This window comes from Bradyrhizobium sp. SZCCHNRI20481, from assembly GCF_032485055.1.
Classification (GTDB): domain Bacteria; phylum Pseudomonadota; class Alphaproteobacteria; order Rhizobiales; family Xanthobacteraceae; genus Bradyrhizobium.
Genome location: NZ_JAUEUE010000004.1, coordinates 1 through 18,478 on the forward strand (window position 1 = coordinate 1; position 18,478 = coordinate 18,478).

17 protein-coding genes are annotated in these 18,478 nt (G+C 66.6%); 7 read left to right on the forward strand and 10 right to left on the reverse strand.

Annotation, left to right across the window (positions count from 1 at the left end; all coding sequences use genetic code 11):
- The first annotated feature begins 539 nt into the window (after positions 1–539).
- The 5 genes from arfB (at position 540) to QX132_RS06820 (ending at position 4,324) form a co-directional block, all read left to right on the forward strand.
- Complete coding sequence (gene arfB, locus QX132_RS06800; RefSeq protein ID WP_315777980.1) at positions 540–959, forward strand: alternative ribosome rescue aminoacyl-tRNA hydrolase ArfB; 420 nt, start codon at positions 540–542, stop codon at positions 957–959.
- 447 nt (positions 960–1,406) lie between these two features.
- The gene (locus QX132_RS06805) at positions 1,407–1,724 is read left to right on the forward strand and encodes a c-type cytochrome (protein ID WP_316160781.1); all 318 of its coding nucleotides are present in this window, start codon (positions 1,407–1,409) and stop codon (positions 1,722–1,724) included.
- Position 1,725: 1 nt separating this feature from the next.
- A complete protein-coding gene (locus QX132_RS06810; RefSeq protein WP_315754721.1) occupies positions 1,726–2,121 on the forward strand; it encodes a VOC family protein in 396 nt (131 codons plus the stop codon).
- Positions 2,122–2,170: 49 nt separating this feature from the next.
- The gene (locus QX132_RS06815) at positions 2,171–2,719 is read left to right on the forward strand and encodes a gluconate 2-dehydrogenase subunit 3 family protein (protein ID WP_316160525.1); all 549 of its coding nucleotides are present in this window, start codon (positions 2,171–2,173) and stop codon (positions 2,717–2,719) included.
- 36 nt (positions 2,720–2,755) lie between these two features.
- On the forward strand, positions 2,756–4,324 hold the full coding sequence (locus QX132_RS06820; RefSeq protein WP_316160526.1) for a GMC family oxidoreductase: 1,569 nt from the start codon (positions 2,756–2,758) through the stop codon (positions 4,322–4,324).
- Between the two features lie 193 nt (positions 4,325–4,517).
- On the opposite strand, the gene QX132_RS06825 is transcribed toward QX132_RS06820, so the two are convergent.
- Positions 4,518–4,829, reverse strand: a complete 312-nt coding sequence (locus tag QX132_RS06825; RefSeq protein ID WP_315754714.1) for a ribbon-helix-helix domain-containing protein — start codon at positions 4,827–4,829, stop codon at positions 4,518–4,520.
- Between the two features lie 174 nt (positions 4,830–5,003).
- Here QX132_RS06825 and mutL point away from each other — a divergent pair, with 174 nt between their 5' ends.
- Positions 5,004–6,848, forward strand: coding sequence for a DNA mismatch repair endonuclease MutL (gene mutL / locus QX132_RS06830; protein WP_316160527.1), 1,845 nt, complete (start codon positions 5,004–5,006; stop codon positions 6,846–6,848).
- Positions 6,849–7,060: 212 nt separating this feature from the next.
- Here mutL and rsmD read toward each other — a convergent pair whose 3' ends face one another.
- A complete protein-coding gene (rsmD, locus tag QX132_RS06835; protein WP_316160528.1) occupies positions 7,061–7,612 on the reverse strand; it encodes a 16S rRNA (guanine(966)-N(2))-methyltransferase RsmD in 552 nt (183 codons plus the stop codon).
- 9 nt (positions 7,613–7,621) lie between these two features.
- Positions 7,622–9,733: a pseudouridine synthase gene (locus QX132_RS06840; protein ID WP_316160530.1), complete on the reverse strand. Its 2,112-nt coding sequence runs from the start codon at positions 9,731–9,733 to the stop codon at positions 7,622–7,624.
- 133 nt (positions 9,734–9,866) lie between these two features.
- On the opposite strand from QX132_RS06840, the gene QX132_RS06845 reads away from it, so the two are divergent.
- Positions 9,867–10,313 (forward strand): nucleoside deaminase, encoded by a 447-nt coding sequence (locus tag QX132_RS06845; protein ID WP_315771265.1) that lies wholly within the window; start codon positions 9,867–9,869, stop codon positions 10,311–10,313.
- A 12-nt stretch (positions 10,314–10,325) separates the two neighbouring features.
- Here QX132_RS06845 and QX132_RS06850 read toward each other — a convergent pair whose 3' ends face one another.
- The 7 genes from QX132_RS06850 to QX132_RS06880 all read right to left on the reverse strand — a co-directional run bounded on the left by QX132_RS06850 (position 10,326) and on the right by QX132_RS06880 (position 18,465).
- Positions 10,326–11,636, reverse strand: a complete 1,311-nt coding sequence (locus QX132_RS06850; protein WP_316160532.1) for a cytochrome P450 — start codon at positions 11,634–11,636, stop codon at positions 10,326–10,328.
- Positions 11,636–12,352, reverse strand: coding sequence for a class I SAM-dependent methyltransferase (locus tag QX132_RS06855; RefSeq protein WP_316160533.1), 717 nt, complete (start codon positions 12,350–12,352; stop codon positions 11,636–11,638). The genes QX132_RS06850 and QX132_RS06855 overlap by 1 nt, the downstream gene beginning before the upstream one ends.
- Positions 12,349–12,846 carry a hypothetical protein gene (locus tag QX132_RS06860; RefSeq protein ID WP_315754702.1) on the reverse strand — a complete coding sequence of 166 codons (498 nt, stop codon included), beginning with the start codon at positions 12,844–12,846 and terminating at the stop codon, positions 12,349–12,351. Before QX132_RS06860 ends, QX132_RS06855 begins: the two co-directional genes overlap by 4 nt.
- A gap of 51 nt (positions 12,847–12,897) precedes the next feature.
- A complete protein-coding gene (locus QX132_RS06865; protein WP_316160534.1) occupies positions 12,898–16,128 on the reverse strand; it encodes an AAA family ATPase in 3,231 nt (1,076 codons plus the stop codon).
- Positions 16,129–16,244: 116 nt separating this feature from the next.
- Positions 16,245–17,528: a phosphoribosylamine--glycine ligase gene (gene purD / locus QX132_RS06870; RefSeq protein WP_316160535.1), complete on the reverse strand. Its 1,284-nt coding sequence runs from the start codon at positions 17,526–17,528 to the stop codon at positions 16,245–16,247.
- 69 nt (positions 17,529–17,597) lie between these two features.
- On the reverse strand, positions 17,598–17,912 hold the full coding sequence (locus tag QX132_RS06875) for a transcriptional regulator (RefSeq protein WP_315771257.1): 315 nt from the start codon (positions 17,910–17,912) through the stop codon (positions 17,598–17,600).
- 4 nt (positions 17,913–17,916) lie between these two features.
- The gene (locus tag QX132_RS06880; protein WP_315736574.1) at positions 17,917–18,465 is read right to left on the reverse strand and encodes a hypothetical protein; all 549 of its coding nucleotides are present in this window, start codon (positions 18,463–18,465) and stop codon (positions 17,917–17,919) included.
- Between the last annotated feature and the right edge of the window lie 13 nt (positions 18,466–18,478).

The following is an 18,478-nucleotide window of genomic DNA, read 5'->3' on the forward strand; positions in this document are numbered from 1 at the left end:
ATCCTCCGAGGGCCGGATGGTTCGGAAATCCAATCCTAACCCTTCTTGACCACCCGCCGCCCCATAGGATCTGTGGTACCTGCCGCCTGCATTTTTTTCGCAGGCGGGCCATGGGTGCGGCCAGCGCCCGGCATTCCCCGCGCCCTCTGCACTTTCAAGAGGGACGAACTGATCGCAGACCTCGGGCATGAGATGCCGCGAGAACGCAGCGTCATGGCTGAGCTGATCGACACCTGCTGTTTGAGCCGTGAATCCGCCACCCCCACCGCTGTCGTCCCGGACAAGCGGCGACGCGCGCCAGCGCGGCGCTGCGCCGATCCGGGACCCACACTCCGCGGCCGACGTGATGCGGGAGGTGTCAACGACCAGCCTGCCTCAAACTTCTCCCTGGGGTTATGGATCCCGGCGTTCGCCGGGATGACAGTGGAGGGTTTCGCACCGGCCCCTGGCCAACCCGCGACGCAATGGTGTGAACCCGCGCACACCGGCCCTAAACCCGCTATGGTGCGCGCGAAAGCCTCGATTCCACCTGGTGCCCCATGCTGCGGATCTCCCGCGACCTTGCCATCGACGAGAACGACATCGAGATCTCGTTCGTCCGCGCCTCCGGGCCCGGCGGCCAGAACGTCAACAAGCTGTCGACCTCGGCGCAGCTGCGCTTCGACACGACCCGGATCACGCTGCCCGAGGATGCCGCGGCACGGCTGGCGCGGCTGGCCGGCCAGCGCATGACCAAGAACGGCGTCATCGTGATCCAGGCCGAGCGCTTTCGGACTCAGGAGCGCAACAAGGCCGACGCGATCGACCGCCTGCTGGCGCTGTTGAAGGAGGCGATGATCAGGCCGAAGGTGCGGCGCCCGACCAAGCCGACCTTCGGCTCGAAGCAGCGCCGGCTCGAAGGCAAGAAGATCCGCAGCGACGTCAAAGCGGGACGCGGCGGGCGTCGCTTCGACGATTAGTTGGGCTGCATCACACCCACCGTCATTCCGGGGCAATCGTCGATGCGCCGCCGCGCATCGACGATTGAGCCCGGAATCCCGAGATGGGTGGGAATGAGCGCCAGCCAAACGCGCGATTCCGGGTTCAAGGCCTGCGGCCTTGCCCCGGAATGACGCTGGTGCTGAGGCAGAAGATAAGATCGCACCACGCCCGTCCCCACCACACCGCACGACGCCCCATGACGATGAGTCTGCATTGCTGACGCACCTTGCGCACCGCAAACACCTGCGCATGCTTTGTTCTCACTGAAACAGCCGGCTACTACCACGACGCTCCGACCGCGACCTACGCTCAGAAAAAATTGAGAGCGAGGACCAATGTCGGGACGGCGTGCGGCGCGATATGCGCCTCTTCTGTGCGGGTCATTCGTTGGCGCGGTGCTGAGCACCACGATCGCCTCGGCGCAGATGGCGCTGCCCGCACCCAAGCCGGCCGACGGCGCCACCCTGTTCAAGCAGCAATGCGGCGTCTGCCACACGCTAAGCAGCGGCGAACCGATGCGACAGGGACCGCCGCTATCGAAGATCGTCGGCCGCCGCGCCGGATCGATCGACGGCTTCCGCTACTCGGCCGGCTTCGCCAAGGCCGACTTCAGTTGGGACGAAGCCAAGCTCGACGCATGGCTGACCAATCCGCAAGAGCTGATCCCCGGCGCCGTGATGGCCTATCGCCAGGTCAAGCCCGAATTGCGCGCCGCGATCATCACCTATTTGAAGGACAATTGAGATGGCAAAACCCGTTCATTCCATGATCCGCGTGCTCGACGAGGCCAAGGCGCTCGACTTCTACACGCGCGCCTTTGGCTTGGAGATCGCCGATAATCTGCGCTTCGACGGCTTCGCGCTGATCTATCTGCGCCATCCGTCATCGCCGTTCGAGGTCGAGCTGACCGTCAACTTCGACCGCAAGGAGCCCTATACGCTCGGCGACGGCTACGGCCATCTCGCTGTCGTGGTCGACGATCTCGATGCCGAGCATGCCCGCTTCGAGCGCGAGAACCTGGCGCCAGGCCCCTTGCGCGATTTCAAGCACAATGGTGCGACGCTCGCGCGCTTCTTCTTCGTCACCGATCCCGACGGCTACAAGATCGAGGTGATCCAGCGCGGCGGCCGCTTCGGCTGAAGCCGCTGAACTACGACCATACATCAACAAAATCACACGGAGGATACCCATGAGAGAAGTCGATCGCCGCAACAAATACGACCGCCGCGTCTTTCTCAAGGGCGCGGCCGCGACCGTGCCGGCCGCGGCCGTCGCCTCCGCGACAGGCCTCGGCGTCACCGACGCCTGGGCCGAGGACGCCAAGGCGCTGACGCCGGCGACCCTGAAGACGCTGGTGAAGGTCGCGCGCGACATCTACCCGCACGACTTCCTCGCCGACCGCTACTACATCACAGCGGTCAAGCCGTGGGACGGCAAGGCCGCCGAGGATGCCGCCGTGAAGGCGATGATCAATGACGGCATCGCCCGGCTCGACCAGGATGCGCGCGACCGCCACAAGGTGCCGTATGCGCAGGTGCCGTGGGAGGTCGATCGCGTCGCGCTGCTGCAAGGGATCGAGCAGACGACCTTCTTCAAGACCATCCGCGGCGACCTCGTCGTTTCGCTCTACAATCAGAAGGAGCTCTGGCCGAAATTCGGCTACGAGGGCTCCTCCGCCGAGCATGGCGGCTACATCAACCGTGGCTTCTCCGACATCGACTGGCTGCCGAAAGCCTGACGCCGGCGAACAACAGAGAACACGGAGGAAACCACCATGGCAAAATTCGATCAGAACGATTCGAGCGTCGTCGTCATCATCGGCTCGGGCGCCGGCGGCGGCACGCTCGGCAACGAGCTCGCGCAGAAGGGCATCAAGGTCGTCATTCTCGAAGCCGGCAATCGCTACGAGATTCCCGACTTCATCAACGACGAATGGGAAAGCTTCACCCAGCTCGCCTGGACCGACATGCGCACCACGTCCGGCACCTGGCGGGTGGCAAAGGACTTTGCCAATTTGCCGGCCTGGATCGTCAAGGCGGTCGGCGGCTCGACCGTGCACTGGGCCGGCGCCTCGCTGCGCTTCGACGAGCACGAGTTCAAGGCGCGCACCACCTATGGCGGAGTGCCCGGCACGAGCCTCTTGGACTGGCCGGTGACCTTGGCCGAGATGGAGCCGTGGTACGCCAAGGCCGAGTTCAAGATGGGCGTCACCCGCACCAACGACATTCCCGGCCTGCCCGGCAACAACAATTTCAAGGTGCTCGAGGCCGGTGCCCGGAAGATCGGCTACAAGACCGTGCACACCGGCAACATGGCGATCAACTCGCAGCCGCGCGACGGCCGCGGCGCCTGCCAGCAGATCGGCTTCTGCTTCCAGGGCTGCAAGTCCGGTGCGAAATGGTCGACCTTGTACACCGAGATCCCGAAGGGCGAGGCCACCGGCAATCTCGAGGTGCGGCCGGGCAGCATGGCGATCAAGATCGAGCATGACGCCTCCGGCAAGGTGACCGGCGTGGTCTATGCCGACAGCCAGGGCAAGATGCAGTTGCAGAAGGCCCGTATCGTCGCCGTCGCCGGCAATTCGATCGAGAGCCCGCGGCTGCTGCTCAACAGCGCCTCCAATTTGTTCCCGGATGGTCTCGCCAACTCCTCCGGCCAAGTCGGCCGCAACTACATGCGGCACATGACCGGCAGCGTCTATGCGACGTTCGAAAATCCCGTGCACATGTATCGCGGCACCACGATGGCCGGCATCGTCCGCGACGAGGCGGCATTCAATCCGAAGCGCGGCTTCGTCGGCGGCTACGAGATGGAGACCTTGTCGCTCGGCCTGCCGTTCATGGCGGCGTTCCTCAATCCCGGCGCCTGGGGCCGCAGCTTCACCGCCGCGATGGAGACCTATCCGCGCATGGCCGGCATGTGGCTGGTCGGCGAGGACATGCCGCAGGAGACCAACCGCATCACGCTCGATCCGGCCGCCAAGGACAAGTTCGGCATGCCGGTGGCGTCAGTGCATTTCGACGATCATCCCAACGACGTCGCGATGCGCGCCCACGCCTACAAGCAGGGCTCGGCGATCTACGAGGCGGTCGGCGCAACCGTGACCTACCCGACCACGCCCTATCCCTCGACCCACAATCTCGGCACCAACCGGATGAGCGAGAAGGCCAAGGACGGCGTCGTCAACAAGTTCGGCCAGACGCACGATATCAAGAACCTGTTCGTCTCCGACGGCAGCCAGTTCACCACGGGCGCGGCGTGCAATCCGACGCTGACCATCGTGGCACTGGCGATCCGGCAGGCCGACTACATTGCGGGAGCGATGCAGAAGAAGGAGATCTGAGGGACAAGGTCGTGCGATGGGGCACACTTGGCGCTCCACACTCGGTCAGCGCCTCCCCCGCTTGCGGGGGAGGTCGCATCGCATCAAAGATGCGATGCGGGTGGGGGAACGCTCCGGCGGGACTACTGATGTGGCGCCCCCACCCCGCCCTCCCCCGCAGGCGGGGGAGGGAGACGACAGAGCCGGCGTGCGGCTACTCTGCCGCGTCCATGATCGCGGCCGCGGGAAAATCCGGCAGCGCCGCGGTCGCCTTGGCCCGGTAGATCAGACAGGAGCACCTCAACAGCGACGCAAAATTCTTCACCTCGCCGTGATGATCGAGCACCTCGGCGTAGAGCGTGGTCACGAACTTGGCGAGGCTCATGCCCTCCTTGGCGGCGATCTCCTCGAGCGTGTCCCAGAACGCCATTTCGAGCCGGATCGAGGTGCTATGGCCGCCGATCCGCAACGAGCGGGTCTGCGATGCATAGTCGCGCTGAGGCTGGTGTGCGAACAGATGGCACATGGGCTTCCTCCGGCTGATCGTTATTTTTGCGAAACGATATACTGGCCCCGCCCGCCTCACAATCCCGTTGGAGAACGCCGCATTCGTCTGCCGCACTGCGTGAAAAACGCTATTCTCCCGGCAACACAAGTGGCGCCGCGACAGCGGCGTCGCATCAACGTTCCGAGCCGCACCATGCCCGTCCGCCAGCTTCCCGAACAGATCGTCAACCGCATCGCCGCCGGCGAGGTGGTCGAGCGGCCGGCGAGCGTGGTCAAGGAGCTGGTCGAGAATGCGATCGATGCCGGCGCGAGCCGCATCGACATCTTCACCGATGGCGGCGGCCGGCGAAAGATCGCGATCACCGACGACGGTGGCGGTATGACTGCGGCCGATCTTGCGCTCGCGGTCGAGCGCCACGCGACATCGAAGCTCGACGACGAGGACCTGCTGCAGATCCGCACCCTCGGGTTCCGCGGCGAGGCGCTGCCCTCGATCGGCTCGGTGGCGCGGCTGTCGATCACGACGCGGCACAAGAGCGAGCCGCATGCCTGGGCGCTCGCGATCGACTGTGGCGACAAGTCTCCGATCGTGCCGGCCGCGCTCAACCAGGGCACCCGCGTCGAGGTCGCCGATCTGTTCCACGCCACGCCGGCCCGGCTGAAGTTCCTCAAGACCGACCGCACCGAGGCCGAGGCGATCCGCGAGGTGGTGCGGCGGCTGGCGATGGCGCGGCCCGATATTGCGTTTACGCTGGCCGGCGAGGAGCGCGCGCCGGTGACCTGGGCGGCCGCGCTGCCCGGCGCGCCGGGCCAGCTGACGCGGCTTGGCGACATTCTCGGCGCCGACTTCCGTAGCCATGCGATCGCCGTGCGCAGTGAGCGCGATCATGTGATGATCGAAGGCTTCGCCGCGGCGCCGGCGCTGACGCGGGCCAATGCGCTCGGGCAGTATCTGTTCGTCAACGGCCGCCCGGTACGCGACAAGCTGATCATCGGCGCGGTGCGCGCAGCCTATGCCGACTATCTGCCGCGCGACCGCCATCCCGTCGTAGCGCTGTTCGTGACGCTCGACCCGCGCGAGGTCGACGCCAACGTGCATCCGGCCAAGACCGAGGTGCGCTTCCGCAATGCCGGCCTCGTGCGCGCGCTGATCATTCACGCGCTGAAGGAAGGCCTCGCCCGCGAGGGCCGCCGCACCGCAGCCAATGACGGTGGCGCGACCATCGCCGCGTTCCGCCCGGCGTTCGCGCCGCAGCCGCGGCCTGCCAATTGGGATTGGCAACGCTCGCCGTCGGCGCCCGTGATGCCGCACTTCGGCGGCTCGTTCCCATCAGCCGCGCCCTCGCCCGCTGCCACATCATTTGGTCTCGCCGAGTCGACGCAGTCCGCATTCGACGTCGGCACGCCGCGCGCCGATCTGCGGCTGCATGAGCAGCCGGCCGCGCCCGACCTGCTCGACCGCCCGCTCGGCGCCGCGCGTACCCAGATCCACGACACCTACATCGTGGCGCAGACCCGCGACGGCCTTGTCATCGTCGACCAGCACGCCGCGCATGAGCGCATCGTCTATGAGCGGCTAAAGGCCTCGCTCGCCGCGCATGGCGTGCAGCGGCAGATCCTGCTGATCCCCGACATCGTCGAGCTCGATGAAGCCACAGTCGAGGCGCTGCTCGCGCGCTCCGACGAGCTCGCCTCATTCGGGCTCGCGATTGAATCCTTCGGCCCCGGCGCCGTTGCCGTGCGCGAGACCCCGTCGCTGCTCGGCAAGATCAACGCATCCGCGCTGCTGCGCGATCTCGCCGAGCATATGGAGGAATGGGGTGAGGCGCTGCCGCTCGAGCGCCGCCTGATGCACGTCGCCGCCACCATGGCCTGCCACGGCTCCGTCCGCGCCGGCCGCCGCCTCAAGCCGGAGGAAATGAACGCGCTGCTCCGCGAGATGGAGGACACGCCCAACTCCGGCCAATGCAACCACGGCCGCCCGACCTACGTCGAGCTCAAGCTCGCCGACGTCGAGAAGCTGTTCGGGAGGAGATAGCGGCCACGAATTGGAGCACGACGAGAGCGACAAACTGGCTGTCGTCCCGGGCAAGCCACCGGCAACGCGCAGCGTTGTCCGACGGCGCCGACCCGGGACCCATACGCCGCAGCAGAAGTGATGGGCGAGTACGCCGTCGCGAGCGTCGCGCGTCCCAACCCGATCCTATGGTTATGGGCCCCTGCGTTCGCAGGGGCGACAGTGAGCAAGGATCACGCGCTGCGCAAAAATACGAACTCCGTGTCGTCATAAGTGCGGCGCTCGAGCTCGGTGAAGCCTTCAGGCACCTTGAACGCGGCCTTGGCTTCCTCGACGACCAGCAGCGCCGATGGCGTCAGCCAGCCGCCGTCGCGCAACGAGGCCAGCGCCTTCTCCGCCAGGCCCTTGCCATAGGGCGGGTCGAGGAACACCAGCGAGAACGGCTCGACCGGATGCGCAGGACCGAGATCGGTGGCATCGCGGCGGTAGACCTTGGTGACACCGCCGAGGCCGAGCGCCTCGACATTGTTGCGCAGCAGCGCCCTTGCCTCGGCGCCGTTGTCGACGAACAGCGTGAACGCCGCACCGCGCGAGACAGCCTCGATGCCGAGCGCGCCGGTGCCGGCAAACAGGTCGAGCACGCGCGCGCCGGCGATCGGATCGTCGTAGGCGTGGACGAGGATGTTGAACAGCGCCTCGCGCAGCCGATCCTGCGTCGGCCGAATCTCGCGCGACGCAGGCGAAGCGATGTTGCGGCCTCTCAGCCGTCCACCGACGACACGCATCGCAACGCCCTACTCGTCCTGCGGCGTGATATCGCGCTTGCCGTGATAGCCGCGCTTCGGCCGCCGTGGCGGGCCAGAAAAGCGCGCCTCGGCCTCGTGGCGCTCGCGCGCCTCGTCGCTGCCGGTACGCTGGACCAGCACGCGGCGGCCCTTGCGATCGGCGACCACCTCGCGCTTCGGCTTGGGCTTCGGATCCGGCAACGGCTCGCGATTGCCCTTGCCGGCTGGACCGAGATCGGCGCCCGATTGCGCGATGACCTTCTCGCCGAGCTGCTCGCGCAGAACTCGCGTCTTGACCTCCTGCACCTCGCCCTCGGGCAGCTCCAAAAGCTGGAATGGGCCGTAGGAGACGCGGATCAGGCGGTTCACCTCGAGGCCGAGATGAGCGAGCACGTTGCGCACCTCGCGGTTCTTGCCCTCGCGGATCGCAACCACGAGCCAGACGTTCGCACCCTGGTCGCGTTCGAGCGTGGCTTCGATCGGTCCGTATTTGACGCCGTCGACCTCGACGCCTGCGGCGAGCTGATCGAGCTGCGCCTGCGTGATCTCGCCATGGGCGCGAACGCGATAACGCCGCGTCCAGCCGGTGTCCGGCAATTCGAGCACGCGCGCCAGCCCGCCGTCATTCGTGAGCAGCAGCAGGCCCTCGGTGTTGAAGTCGAGCCGGCCGATCGAGATCAGCCGCGGCAGGCCCTCGGGCAAATTGTCGAATACCGTCGGTCGCCCCTCCGGGTCGCTGTGCGTCGTCATCAGCCCGCGCGGCTTGTGATAGAGGAACAGCCGCGTGCGCTCGCGCTCCGGCAGCGGCGCGCCGTCGACTTGGATGACGTCATTCTCGGTGACGTCGAGCGCCGGCGAGTTGATGATGCGGCCATTCACCGTCACGCGGCCCTGCGTGACCATCTCCTCGGCGTCGCGCCGCGAGGCCAGCCCTGCGCGCGCCAGCACCTTGGCGATGCGCTCGCCCGCCTTCTTCGGCGCGGCCGGCTCGACCGCGACGCGGGGGCTGCGCTTGTCCGTCTCCGGCTTGCGCTCGCGATAGGCGCCGCGGCCGCCGAACGCCGGGCGCTTGGCGAAGACCTTGCTGTCGTCCTCGTTGTCGCGGCGCGGCCGCTCGGAGAAGCCTTCGCCGCCGCGGCGCTCGCTGCGCGGATGCTCCTGCCAATCGGTGCGGCCCTCGGGACGGCGACGCGGCTTGTCGAAGCCACGGTCGTCGCCGCGATCACGCGGACGATCGAATTTCGGCCTGTCGAACTTCGGCTTGTCGAACTTGGGACGATCCTCACGGCTGCGCTCGGTGCGCGGCCGGTCAAAGCTGCGCCCGCCTTCTCGCGGCGGACGCGCACTGCGCTCCGGACGATCTCCCTCCGCGCCGCGCTTCTGCCACGGCTTGCTCTCGCCACGGGCCGGACGATCGCCAAATTCCTTGCGCGGACCACGCGGTCCGGCCCCGAACTTGCGTTCGCCACGATCGCCATCAGCACCGCGGGAAAACTTCCTTTCGCCGCCGAACTTGCGCTCCGGCCGATCGCCGCTGCGCGACGGACGGTCGCCAAAGCTGCGCTCCGCCCGCGGCCGGTCGCTGCGATCGCGGGCGCCTTCGCCGCGCGGCGTATAGGGCCGCTTGTCACCGTCACGCTCGCGCGCGGCGTAGGGCTTGCGCTCGCCGAACTTGCGCTCGGACGATCGCCCGGCAGGACGAGCCTCGTCGCGACCAGTGCGCGGCGTATAGGGACGCTTCTCGCCGCCCCGCTCGTCCCGATCGAATTTGGGCCGGTCACCCCGCGGCTTGAAGGCGCGCTTCTCGCCATCGCCGTCCCTCGCCGGGCGAGCGGCATAGGGCCGATCGCCACGCGGCCGCTCATCGCGGTTGAACCGTGGCTTGTCGCCAAAGGATTTGCGCGGCGCATCGCCCTCGTCGCGGCGGCGCGGCGCGCGGCCCTCGTCGAAGGCGCGCTTGCCCCGGCCACCCGCTTCCTTGTCGCCGAAGCCGCGCTTGGCGAACTTCTTCTCCGGCCCGCGTGCGGCGCCCGAGCGTCCCTTGCCGCCCTCGGACCGCCCCCGCGGGGCGCCGCCGCGGCGGCCGCGGGAATCGTTGTCTTTGTCGGTGGTGCGGGGCATGAAGGTCTCACTTCGAGGTGCAGGACGAGGCGTGAACCGCGCGCTTCTGAAGCAGCGCATGTCACGCAGGAAATCGGGGTCCGGTTGTGCTGAAGGGCGATCCAGTAGCAGACTTGGGCGGGCGTGACGAGCCATGAACGGCCCTTCTTTCATGGATTTGGCGCTGAAAGCGGCCGAATCGGCCGCACTTTCCGGCGAGGTGCCGATCGGCTGCGTCGTGGTGCGGAACAACGCGGTGATCGCCACCGCCGCCAACCGCACTTTGACCGACCGCGACCCGACCGCGCATGCCGAGATCCTGGCACTGCGGCAGGCGGCCCAGGTCGTCGGCAGCGAGCGGCTGGTCGATTGCGACCTCTACGTCACGCTCGAGCCCTGCACGATGTGCGCTGGCGCGATCTCCTTCGCGCGCATCCGACGGCTGTATTATGGGGCCGCCGATCCGAAGGGCGGTGCGGTCGAGTCGGGTGTGCGCTTCTTCACTGCGCCGACCTGCCATCACGCGCCGGAGGTCTATTCGGCCGTGGGCGAGCAACAGGCGGCGCAGATGCTCAAGGAGTTCTTCAAGGCGCGGCGATGAGGCTCGGTCAGCCTATGCAGCCGCCTCCTTGCGCAGCGCGCGAAAGCTCATGCGAACAGGGAGGCTGGAGACGCCGCTCATGAAGGGCGACCGCACCCGGCGCACCCGCCCGGCCAGTTCGATCCGGTCGGTCCGGCGCAGCAGCTCCGCAAATAGCGCCCGCATCTGCATCCGCGCCAGCTGCAGTCCCATGCAGATGTGCGGGCCACGGCCGAAGGCGATGTGCGGGTTCGGACTGCGATCGATCCGGAACGCGCCGGCATCCTCGAACACGGCCTCGTCGCGGTTCGCCGAATGGAAGAACAAGGCCAGCGCATCGCCTTCGCGAATGCGCTGCCCCGCGACCTCGGTGTCGCGGACCGCGGTGCGCATGAAGTGCCGCACCGGCGAGGTCCAGCGCAGCATTTCCTCGATCGCCGGATCGAGCAGCTCGGGCTCGGCCCGCAGCCGCGCCATCTGCTCGGGCGCTGCAAGCAGCGCCGCCAGGCCGCCGGCCAATGCGAGCGCCGTCGTATCGTGGCCCGCCGTGACCAGCAGGATGAAGTAGGAGATCAGCTCGTAATGCGGCATCGCTGCGCCATGCGGCGCGGCATGCGCAATCAGGCTGGCGAGATCGTCGCGCGGCTGGGCGCGCCGATCGGCCACGACGGCTTCGAAATAATCGCGCAGCGCCAGCATGGCCGTCCGCATCGTATCGCCCGGCGACTCGGCCAGACGGCGCTTCGGATCCTCGGCGCCCACGAAGGCCTGGGCCAGCCGCGCAAGCCGGGCATCGTCGGCCTCCGGCGTGCCCAGCATGCGGCCGATCACCCGGAAGGTGAAGGGCAGCGCCACGTCAACAGCGAAATCGCATGCGTCCCCGTGCGCGGCAACCCGGTCGACGATCTCGGCTGCCCATTGTGCCAGCCAGGTTTCCATCGCGCGCAAGGCCGGCGGCGCGAACGCCGCCTGGATGATGGCCCGATAGACACCATGATCCGGCGGATCCATCTCGGTCAGGCCGCGCACGAGTTGCGGCTTGCCGGTGACACGCTGCAGCACGGCCTCGGCGGTCTCGCTGGCAAGATAGGTGCGCGGGCCCGCGGCAAACTCCCTGCTTCGGGTCTCGATCGAAACGATGTCGGCGTAGCGCATGACGGCCCAGAACGGGCGCACGCCCTCACGCTCCACCCAATGCAGCGGTGACCGTCTGCGGAGCAGCGCGCAGGCCCGTTCGAGCCGCGCGGGACTGGCGTGACCTTGCGAGGAGATCAGCACGTCGATCGCGCTGTCGATGGCAGCGCTGTGACCGGCTTTCGAAGCAGGCGGCGGAGCTGCCGACATCAGCGCGAGAGCCCCGCCTGCGGCTGAGCGGCGTGAGGCGGCCGGCGTACCAGGAGCGTGAATTCCTTCATGCCATAGTTGCCGGCGATCTCGACTGCCGCTGCAAATTCCTGGTCGCAATAAGCGGCCCAAACGTCCGGCGCCGTGCGATACAGGCGCGCCTTGGCGGGATCGCCGTCCTGCTCCTCGTCAGCGGCAGCTCGCATGAAATTGACCGCAAAGCCGCGCCGGCTGGTCGCGAACATGCGCTGCAACATGGCCTTGATGTAGCCTTCCCAGGCGTCGCGCGAATAGCCGACATTGACGTTCATGATGCCGGAGGCGACCGAATAGTCGGCGATGCGCGGGCTCTCCGAAGCGACGACGAAGCGCCGCAAGGGGGCGGCGAAGCGGCGCCGCGCCCGGCTGATCATGGCGCGGGACAGGTCGATGCCGAGATAGTCAATCTCACAGGACGCAAATCGCGATTCAAGAAACGGCACCAGCGCGCCATAGCCGCAGCCGATGTCGTTGAGGCTGAACGGCGCCGACGCATCGCATAGCTTCATTAGCTGCACGAAGCGCAGGCCCTGCGTCGCTTCGCACGACCAGTCGACGCCGCGCGGCGTCGCGCCATGACGCGCGACGCACGCTGTGTAGTAGGCATCGACGTCGGAGCAGATGGCTTCACCAGAAGGAGCCTCGTGTCCGACGACGCTGCCCGAGGTCCCACTCATTTCTTCTTGCCGCGCTTCTGAACACGCCTGGTGCGCGCAACCTCGGCCAGATTCTGACGCGCCTCCCGTCCGGGAGTGGTCGGTATCGAAACGATCACGTGCGTTTCGAGCGAGAAAACGACCGGACGGCCTTGCGTAACCGTCACCCGAGGATCGTCCGCTGCCGAATGGCAGACGATCGAAACAGGCAAGGGCTTCTCGGATTCGAGGTCGTCCTTGAAAGCACGGATGACACGGTCGTGACCATTCACGCCATCATGATCCGACGGATAGGTCCTGAGGTGTTCCAAGAAGCGGTACCAGCGGCGACGCTCAGTCCAATCCTGCGGCACGATTCCCAGCAAGGCGAAAGACTGCTGCAAACCATGCTGCAGGGAAAAAACTCCGAACTCGCGCTGCAGCTCGACCATCTCCGGCAATGCTTCGGCCTCGAAACGCCTATTCAACTGCACCAAAATATCGAGTGTCGTACTGTCTTTAATCATCATCCCCATGTGCCCAGCCCTCCTAATAACGCTTCATGGAAAGCGGGCATACTGCACGGGTCATCTAGTACCTTCAAGGGACGATCGGCACGCTATCAACATGGGTCTGTAGATCTCGGCACCGGAGACGTCCAGCAGGCGCTCGGCGTCGAGCAGCGAGACGAAAGCTGCTGCGTCGTTGCGCAAGTCGGAATCGGTCGCGCTGACCAAACATTGCAGCAGCACGGCATGGAGTTCGCCGATCCGATCAGTCCTGCGCCGGGCGATGACGCTGGCTTCCTCAGCAACATCGAACGCGCCACGCAGGTCTCCTGCGCGATACAGGACGTCAGCCAGATCACTCATCATGCGCGCCTCGAACTCGAGGCCTGCTCTGGCGCGCCTCGAGTACTCGATCGCCTCCCGGAGATCATACGCAGCGTGAGTGAAATCGCCTGCGGCCGCCCGGGCAAGACCAGCCCCCGCCAACGCCTGCACACGAATATACGGCATCCCCGACGCTTCAGAGATCTGAAACAGTTCGGCCGAGTGCAGGGCTGCGGCCTCAGCACGATCTTGGCATCGCGCAAACTCGATTGCAGCGAAGTGCGGGATAAAGCGTATGACGGGAGCCAACTGTTCGGGAGGGGTGTTCAACAGTTCGAAAAGCTGGATTTCAAGTTCGGCGAAACGGCCGAGCTGCACCAGGATTCGCGTCTTGAGGCATTTGATCCAGTATTCGACATCGAACCCCAGGATCTGATTTGGCGTCAGACCCAGGGTCACATTACTGTCAAAACCACCTTGGCTGGCGATCGCCTCTTGGGCCGTGTCGGCCGCCGCCAGCGCTTCTCGTGCCCTGCCTGACATAAGAAGTGCCTGCGCCAGCATGGCGTTGACAGTCGCGTAGCGGCCGACATCCCCCTCCTCCGAGGTCAGCTTGACCGCGTTCTGCACGAGGTTAACGTAGTCGTCGGCCGCGCCCGTCGATGCGAGGACGCGGCCGTAAGCGCCGAGCAGGATCGGCTCATGCATCTTGTCGGAGGAGCGGGCATAGCGCAGCGCCTCCTCAGCGAAAGGCCTCACCTCCTCGGCCGAGATGCCCTCGCGCCATCCGCAGTTGAGGATCTGGCCGCTGGCCAGGGCGCGCAGGCGATCGACGTGCTCGGATGGCGGCACCGTCTGCAGCATGGAGCGGATCTTTTTCCAAAGCCGCAGCGCCTCCGCCGTGTTGGTGCGGCCGATCCAGCGCGCCGCGCGCTGCAGATGCTCGACGGCCTGCATGGTCTGGCCGGCGAATTCGTAATGCGAGGCGATCAGGGCGGCGAACTCGTCCTGCGTGCCCCAATCCAGCGCCTCGATCGCCTTGGCCACGGCCACGTGCACGCCGCTCAGACGCGAGCGCAGCTGCATGGCATAGGCCACCTCCTGGATCAGCGGATGGCGGAAGGCGAGCACGCCCATGTCGAACGGCGGCAGATCATAGAGAAGATCGGCATGTCTCAGTTGTGCGAGCGCGTCGAACAGGTCCGCCTCGCTGAGCCCGACGACCGGCTTGAGCACGGCGAGCGCGACCGAGCGGCCGATCACAGCCGCTGTTTCCAGGACGCTCTTGGCGGTCTCGCTCAGACGGTCGATGCGGGCCGCTACCACGGCATGCACCGTCGGCGGCAGCGGAATCGGGCCGATCCCGCCCTTCAGCCGATAGGCGCCGCGCTCACCCTCGAACCCGCCGCTCTCGGAGACCGCGCTCGCCAATTCCTCGAGGAAGAACGGATTGCCCTGAGCGCGCTCGACGATGTCGCGCGCCAGCACCTCCAGCGAAGGATCGTCACCAAACACCCCGCGTAGCAGCTCGCTTGCCTCCTCGGAGGCCAGCGGAACGATGTGCAGTTCGTGAAATGGGACCTGCTGCATGAAGGAGGCGGCGAAACCCGGCCTGTAGTTCACGACCAGCAGCGTCTTGGTGCCGATCGTGGCCTCCGCGAGCGCCTCGACGAACTCCTCGCTGGCCTCGTCGATCCAATGCAGATCCTCGATCATGATCACCATGGCGCCATCAGCCGGCGCGGCGCGGAACAGCGTCTTGAACACGTTCAGGAGACGGGTCTTGAACACGCCGGGATCGAGCCGGAGCGCCGGACGTGACGGATCGGCGAGGTTCATGAAGTCCAAGAGCAGGACCAGCGCCGTGTCGGGCATGGCAATGGCTTCGAGCCGGTCGACCACGCGCTGGCGCGACACCTCCACCGGCTCCTTCGGCCGGATGCCGAAGAAGTCGCGCAGCAATTCGAGCACCGGCTGGAACGGGGTGGCGCGGCCATGTGCCAGCACGCGCGCCTCGTAGACGCGAATGCCCTGGCGGCGACAGTGCTCGGCGAACTCGAAGCACAGCCGGCTCTTGCCGATGCCGGCCTCACCCACAATGCCGACGACAGCGCCGCGCGCCGCCAGGACGTCGTCGAGCTCGCGTTCGAGCACGGCGAGCTGAGCGTTGCGCCCGATCAGCGGCAACAGGCGCTGGCCGCTACGAAAGACGTCGCTCGCCGGCGCACTGAGGCGGCCGATCAGCTTGTAGATCGACACCGGCGAGGCAATGCCGCGCAGCGTGTGGGTGCCGAGGGGCTCGGCTTCGACGAACTGCCTGGCGCCGGTGTAGGTCTCCTTGCTGATCAGGATGGTCCCGGGCTCGGCCATGTGCTCCAGACGATTGGCCAGATGGACGTTGGCGCCGGCCGCGTCGTAGGTCTGGTACATGCTGTTCTCGACGACCTGGACGATCACCTCGCCGGTGTGCAGTCCGACCCGGACCTGCAAATGCGGGTCGGCGAGGCGCGCGATGGAGTCCTGCATCGCCAGCGCGCCGAGGCAGCCGCGAACCGCATGATCCTCATGCGGCACCGGCGCTCCGAACAGGGCCATGACGCCGTCGCCCTGCGTCTTGTTGACGACGCCATCATAGCGGTGAACCGCCTCCTTCATGAGGTTGAGCACCGGGTCGAGCCGCTGCATCGCGAGCTCGGGATCGCCGAGGCTATCGATCAGCTGAGTGGAATCGCGGATGTCGGCGAACAGGATGGTGAGACGCTTGCGTTCTCCGCCCTTGCTGCTCAGCGTCCTCAGGACGCGCTGCGCCGCCTGGTCGGGCGGAGCCGGCCGGCCGGGCAACGGCGCACCGCATTGGCCGCAGAAGCGATTCGACGGGCTGTTGGTCTGGTTGCAAGCCTCACATCTGAGGCCGAGCGGCTCGCCGCACCGGTCGCACGAGGCTCTCCCTGGCTGATTCTGCCTGCCGCACCGCGCGCATTCCATGGCCCCTCCGTTCCACGGCGGAACTGATTCATCCCATCACGGCATGAGTCTATGGAACTGCCACAATTCTCGCGGGAAAAATAGCCTTGCAGGGCCGACTACGGCGATCACGATGCTCAGCCCTGAGCGCTTTCCTGCGCCACCGCCTGCCAGGCAATGTCGCGCCGGCAGAAGCCGTCGGTCCATTTGATGCGGTCGACGGCCTGATAGGCCCGCGCCTGAGCCTCGGTGACGCTCCTTCCCGACGCGCAGACATTGAGGACGCGCCCGCCATTGGCGAGAATGGCGCCGTCCTTCGCCACCGTGCCGGCGTGGAAGATCTCCACGCCCTCGATCCGCGCGGCGTCGTCGAGCCCCTCGATGACACCGCCCTTGGCGTAGTCGCCGGGATAGCCACTCGCGGCCATGACCACGGTGACGGCGGCGTCGGGAAACCAGCGCAGGTCGAAATTCTTCAACTGTCCGTCGCAGGCGGCCAGCATGGCGGGCACGAGATCCGACATCATCCGCAGCATCAGCACCTGACATTCCGGATCGCCGAAGCGCACGTTGTATTCGAACAGCTTCGGCCCCTGGGCGGTCAGCATCAGGCCGGCATAGAGAATGCCCTTGAACGGAGTGCCACGCGCATTCATTCCGGCGATGGTCGGCTGAATGATCTGATTCATGATCCTGTCATGAATCTCCTGCGTGACGAACGGCGTCGGCGAATACGCCCCCATGCCGCCGGTGTTCGGTCCCTGGTCGTGATCGAACACCCGCTTGTGATCCTGGGCGGAGGCCAGCGGAATCGCGGTCTCACCGTCGCACAGCGCGAAGAACGACACCTCCCGCCCTTCGAGAAACTCCTCGATGACGACCTCGGCGCCAGCGACGCCGAAGCCGCCCTCGAACATCATCTTGATGGCGTCCTCGGCCTCGGCAACCGTCTTGGCCACGACGACCCCCTTGCCGGCCGCGAGCCCGTCTGCCTTGACGACGATCGGCGCCCCGTGCTCGCGGACATAAGCGAGCGCCTCGGGGGCATTGTCGAAGCGGCAGTAGGCGCCGGTCGGGATGTCGTATTCGGCGCAGAGATCCTTGGTGTAGCCCTTGGAGCCCTCGAGCTTGGCGGCAAGCCTGGATGGGCCGAACGCCTTGATGCCCGCAGCCTCGAGATCATCGACGATGCCGGCAGCGAGCGGCGTCTCGGGGCCGACCACCACCAGATCCACCTTGTTCGCCCGGCAGAAGGCGATCACCGCCGCATGATCGGCGACGTCGAGCGCGACACATTCCGCCTCCTTGGCGATCCCGGCATTGCCGGGCGCGCACCACAGCTTGGTGAGCAGCGGCGAGCCGGCAATCTTCCAGGCGAGCGCGTGCTCGCGGCCGCCGGAACCAAGGAGCAGAATGTTCATCGTCGATGCCGTCGCAGGGGTGGGCCAATTTGGACGCCCCAATTGCCCGGCCATCGCTACAGAGTCAAATCATGGCTCGGACGGCTTGACGGCGGCGCCGGCGATGATCTCCTGCAGGCTGGCGACGTGGCGGGCGAACGCCGCCCGGCCGGCCGCGGTCGCCGTCACCGTGGTCTGCGGCTTCTTGCCGACGAAGGCCTTGTCCACGGCGGCGTAGCCGGCGCGCGCCAGCGTGTCGATATGGGCGCCGAGATTACCGTCGGTGGCGCCGGTCAGCTTCTTCAGCCGGACGAATTCCAGCCCGGCCCCGGCAGGCAGGGCATTCAGCGCCGCCATGATCTTCAGCCGCAGCGGCTGGTGGATGATCTCGTCGAGCTCCGCCAAACCGTCAGCTCCGCCGCATCCACAAGCCGCCGAGAACCAGGCCGCCGCCATTGACGAACGCCATCCACAACGGGAAAGCCGCGCCAATGAAGAGGTAGCCCACCAGGGTCAACGCGGTGACGCACAGGCCGAACACCGTAAAGGCCGCGCCGAACCACAATCCGGCAAGACCGTAGAACAGCATGAAATAGACCGGCCAGAACGCGCCCATTTCACGCGGTCCGAAATGGCCAATCGCTTCGACGAAGAAGCCGAACGCAAAGAACATGACGAAGGCGAGCAGGGCCCGGAGATCGAAGCTGCGGACGCCGGAACGCGCCTTCTCCGTCGCGCCCAACACCACCGATCCGGCCAGACCGAGGACATAGACCGACAGCCAAGCCTTGTCGGCGTAGTAAGGCGCCAGATAGGTCACGAGATTGCCGGCAAAGACGAGGACGCCCCAGAGGATCATCATCAGGCTCGACAGCCGATAGATCTGCGACTGCCGCACGCGCTTCGTGACATCCTCGATGTCGCTGAGCGCCCGCGCGGCTTCCAGGCTGTCGATCATGCGGCTTGAACCC

Bases quoted from the DNA above. Each gene is read 5' to 3' on its own strand.
- arfB (WP_315777980.1), top strand. From the start codon at position 540: ATGCTGCGGATCTCCCGCGACCTTGCCATCGACGAGAACGACATCGAG.
- QX132_RS06805 (WP_316160781.1), top strand. From the start codon at position 1,407: ATGGCGCTGCCCGCACCCAAGCCGGCCGACGGCGCCACCCTGTTCAAG.
- QX132_RS06810 (WP_315754721.1), top strand. From the start codon at position 1,726: ATGGCAAAACCCGTTCATTCCATGATCCGCGTGCTCGACGAGGCCAAG.
- QX132_RS06815 (WP_316160525.1), top strand. From the start codon at position 2,171: ATGAGAGAAGTCGATCGCCGCAACAAATACGACCGCCGCGTCTTTCTC.
- QX132_RS06820 (WP_316160526.1), top strand. From the start codon at position 2,756: ATGGCAAAATTCGATCAGAACGATTCGAGCGTCGTCGTCATCATCGGC.
- QX132_RS06825 (WP_315754714.1), bottom strand. From the start codon at position 4,829: ATGTGCCATCTGTTCGCACACCAGCCTCAGCGCGACTATGCATCGCAG.
- mutL (WP_316160527.1), top strand. From the start codon at position 5,004: ATGCCCGTCCGCCAGCTTCCCGAACAGATCGTCAACCGCATCGCCGCC.
- rsmD (WP_316160528.1), bottom strand. From the start codon at position 7,612: ATGCGTGTCGTCGGTGGACGGCTGAGAGGCCGCAACATCGCTTCGCCT.
- QX132_RS06840 (WP_316160530.1), bottom strand. From the start codon at position 9,733: ATGCCCCGCACCACCGACAAAGACAACGATTCCCGCGGCCGCCGCGGC.
- QX132_RS06845 (WP_315771265.1), top strand. From the start codon at position 9,867: ATGAACGGCCCTTCTTTCATGGATTTGGCGCTGAAAGCGGCCGAATCG.
- QX132_RS06850 (WP_316160532.1), bottom strand. From the start codon at position 11,636: ATGTCGGCAGCTCCGCCGCCTGCTTCGAAAGCCGGTCACAGCGCTGCC.
- QX132_RS06855 (WP_316160533.1), bottom strand. From the start codon at position 12,352: ATGAGTGGGACCTCGGGCAGCGTCGTCGGACACGAGGCTCCTTCTGGT.
- QX132_RS06860 (WP_315754702.1), bottom strand. From the start codon at position 12,846: ATGGGGATGATGATTAAAGACAGTACGACACTCGATATTTTGGTGCAG.
- QX132_RS06865 (WP_316160534.1), bottom strand. From the start codon at position 16,128: ATGGAATGCGCGCGGTGCGGCAGGCAGAATCAGCCAGGGAGAGCCTCG.
- purD (WP_316160535.1), bottom strand. From the start codon at position 17,528: ATGAACATTCTGCTCCTTGGTTCCGGCGGCCGCGAGCACGCGCTCGCC.
- QX132_RS06880 (WP_315736574.1), bottom strand. From the start codon at position 18,465: ATGATCGACAGCCTGGAAGCCGCGCGGGCGCTCAGCGACATCGAGGAT.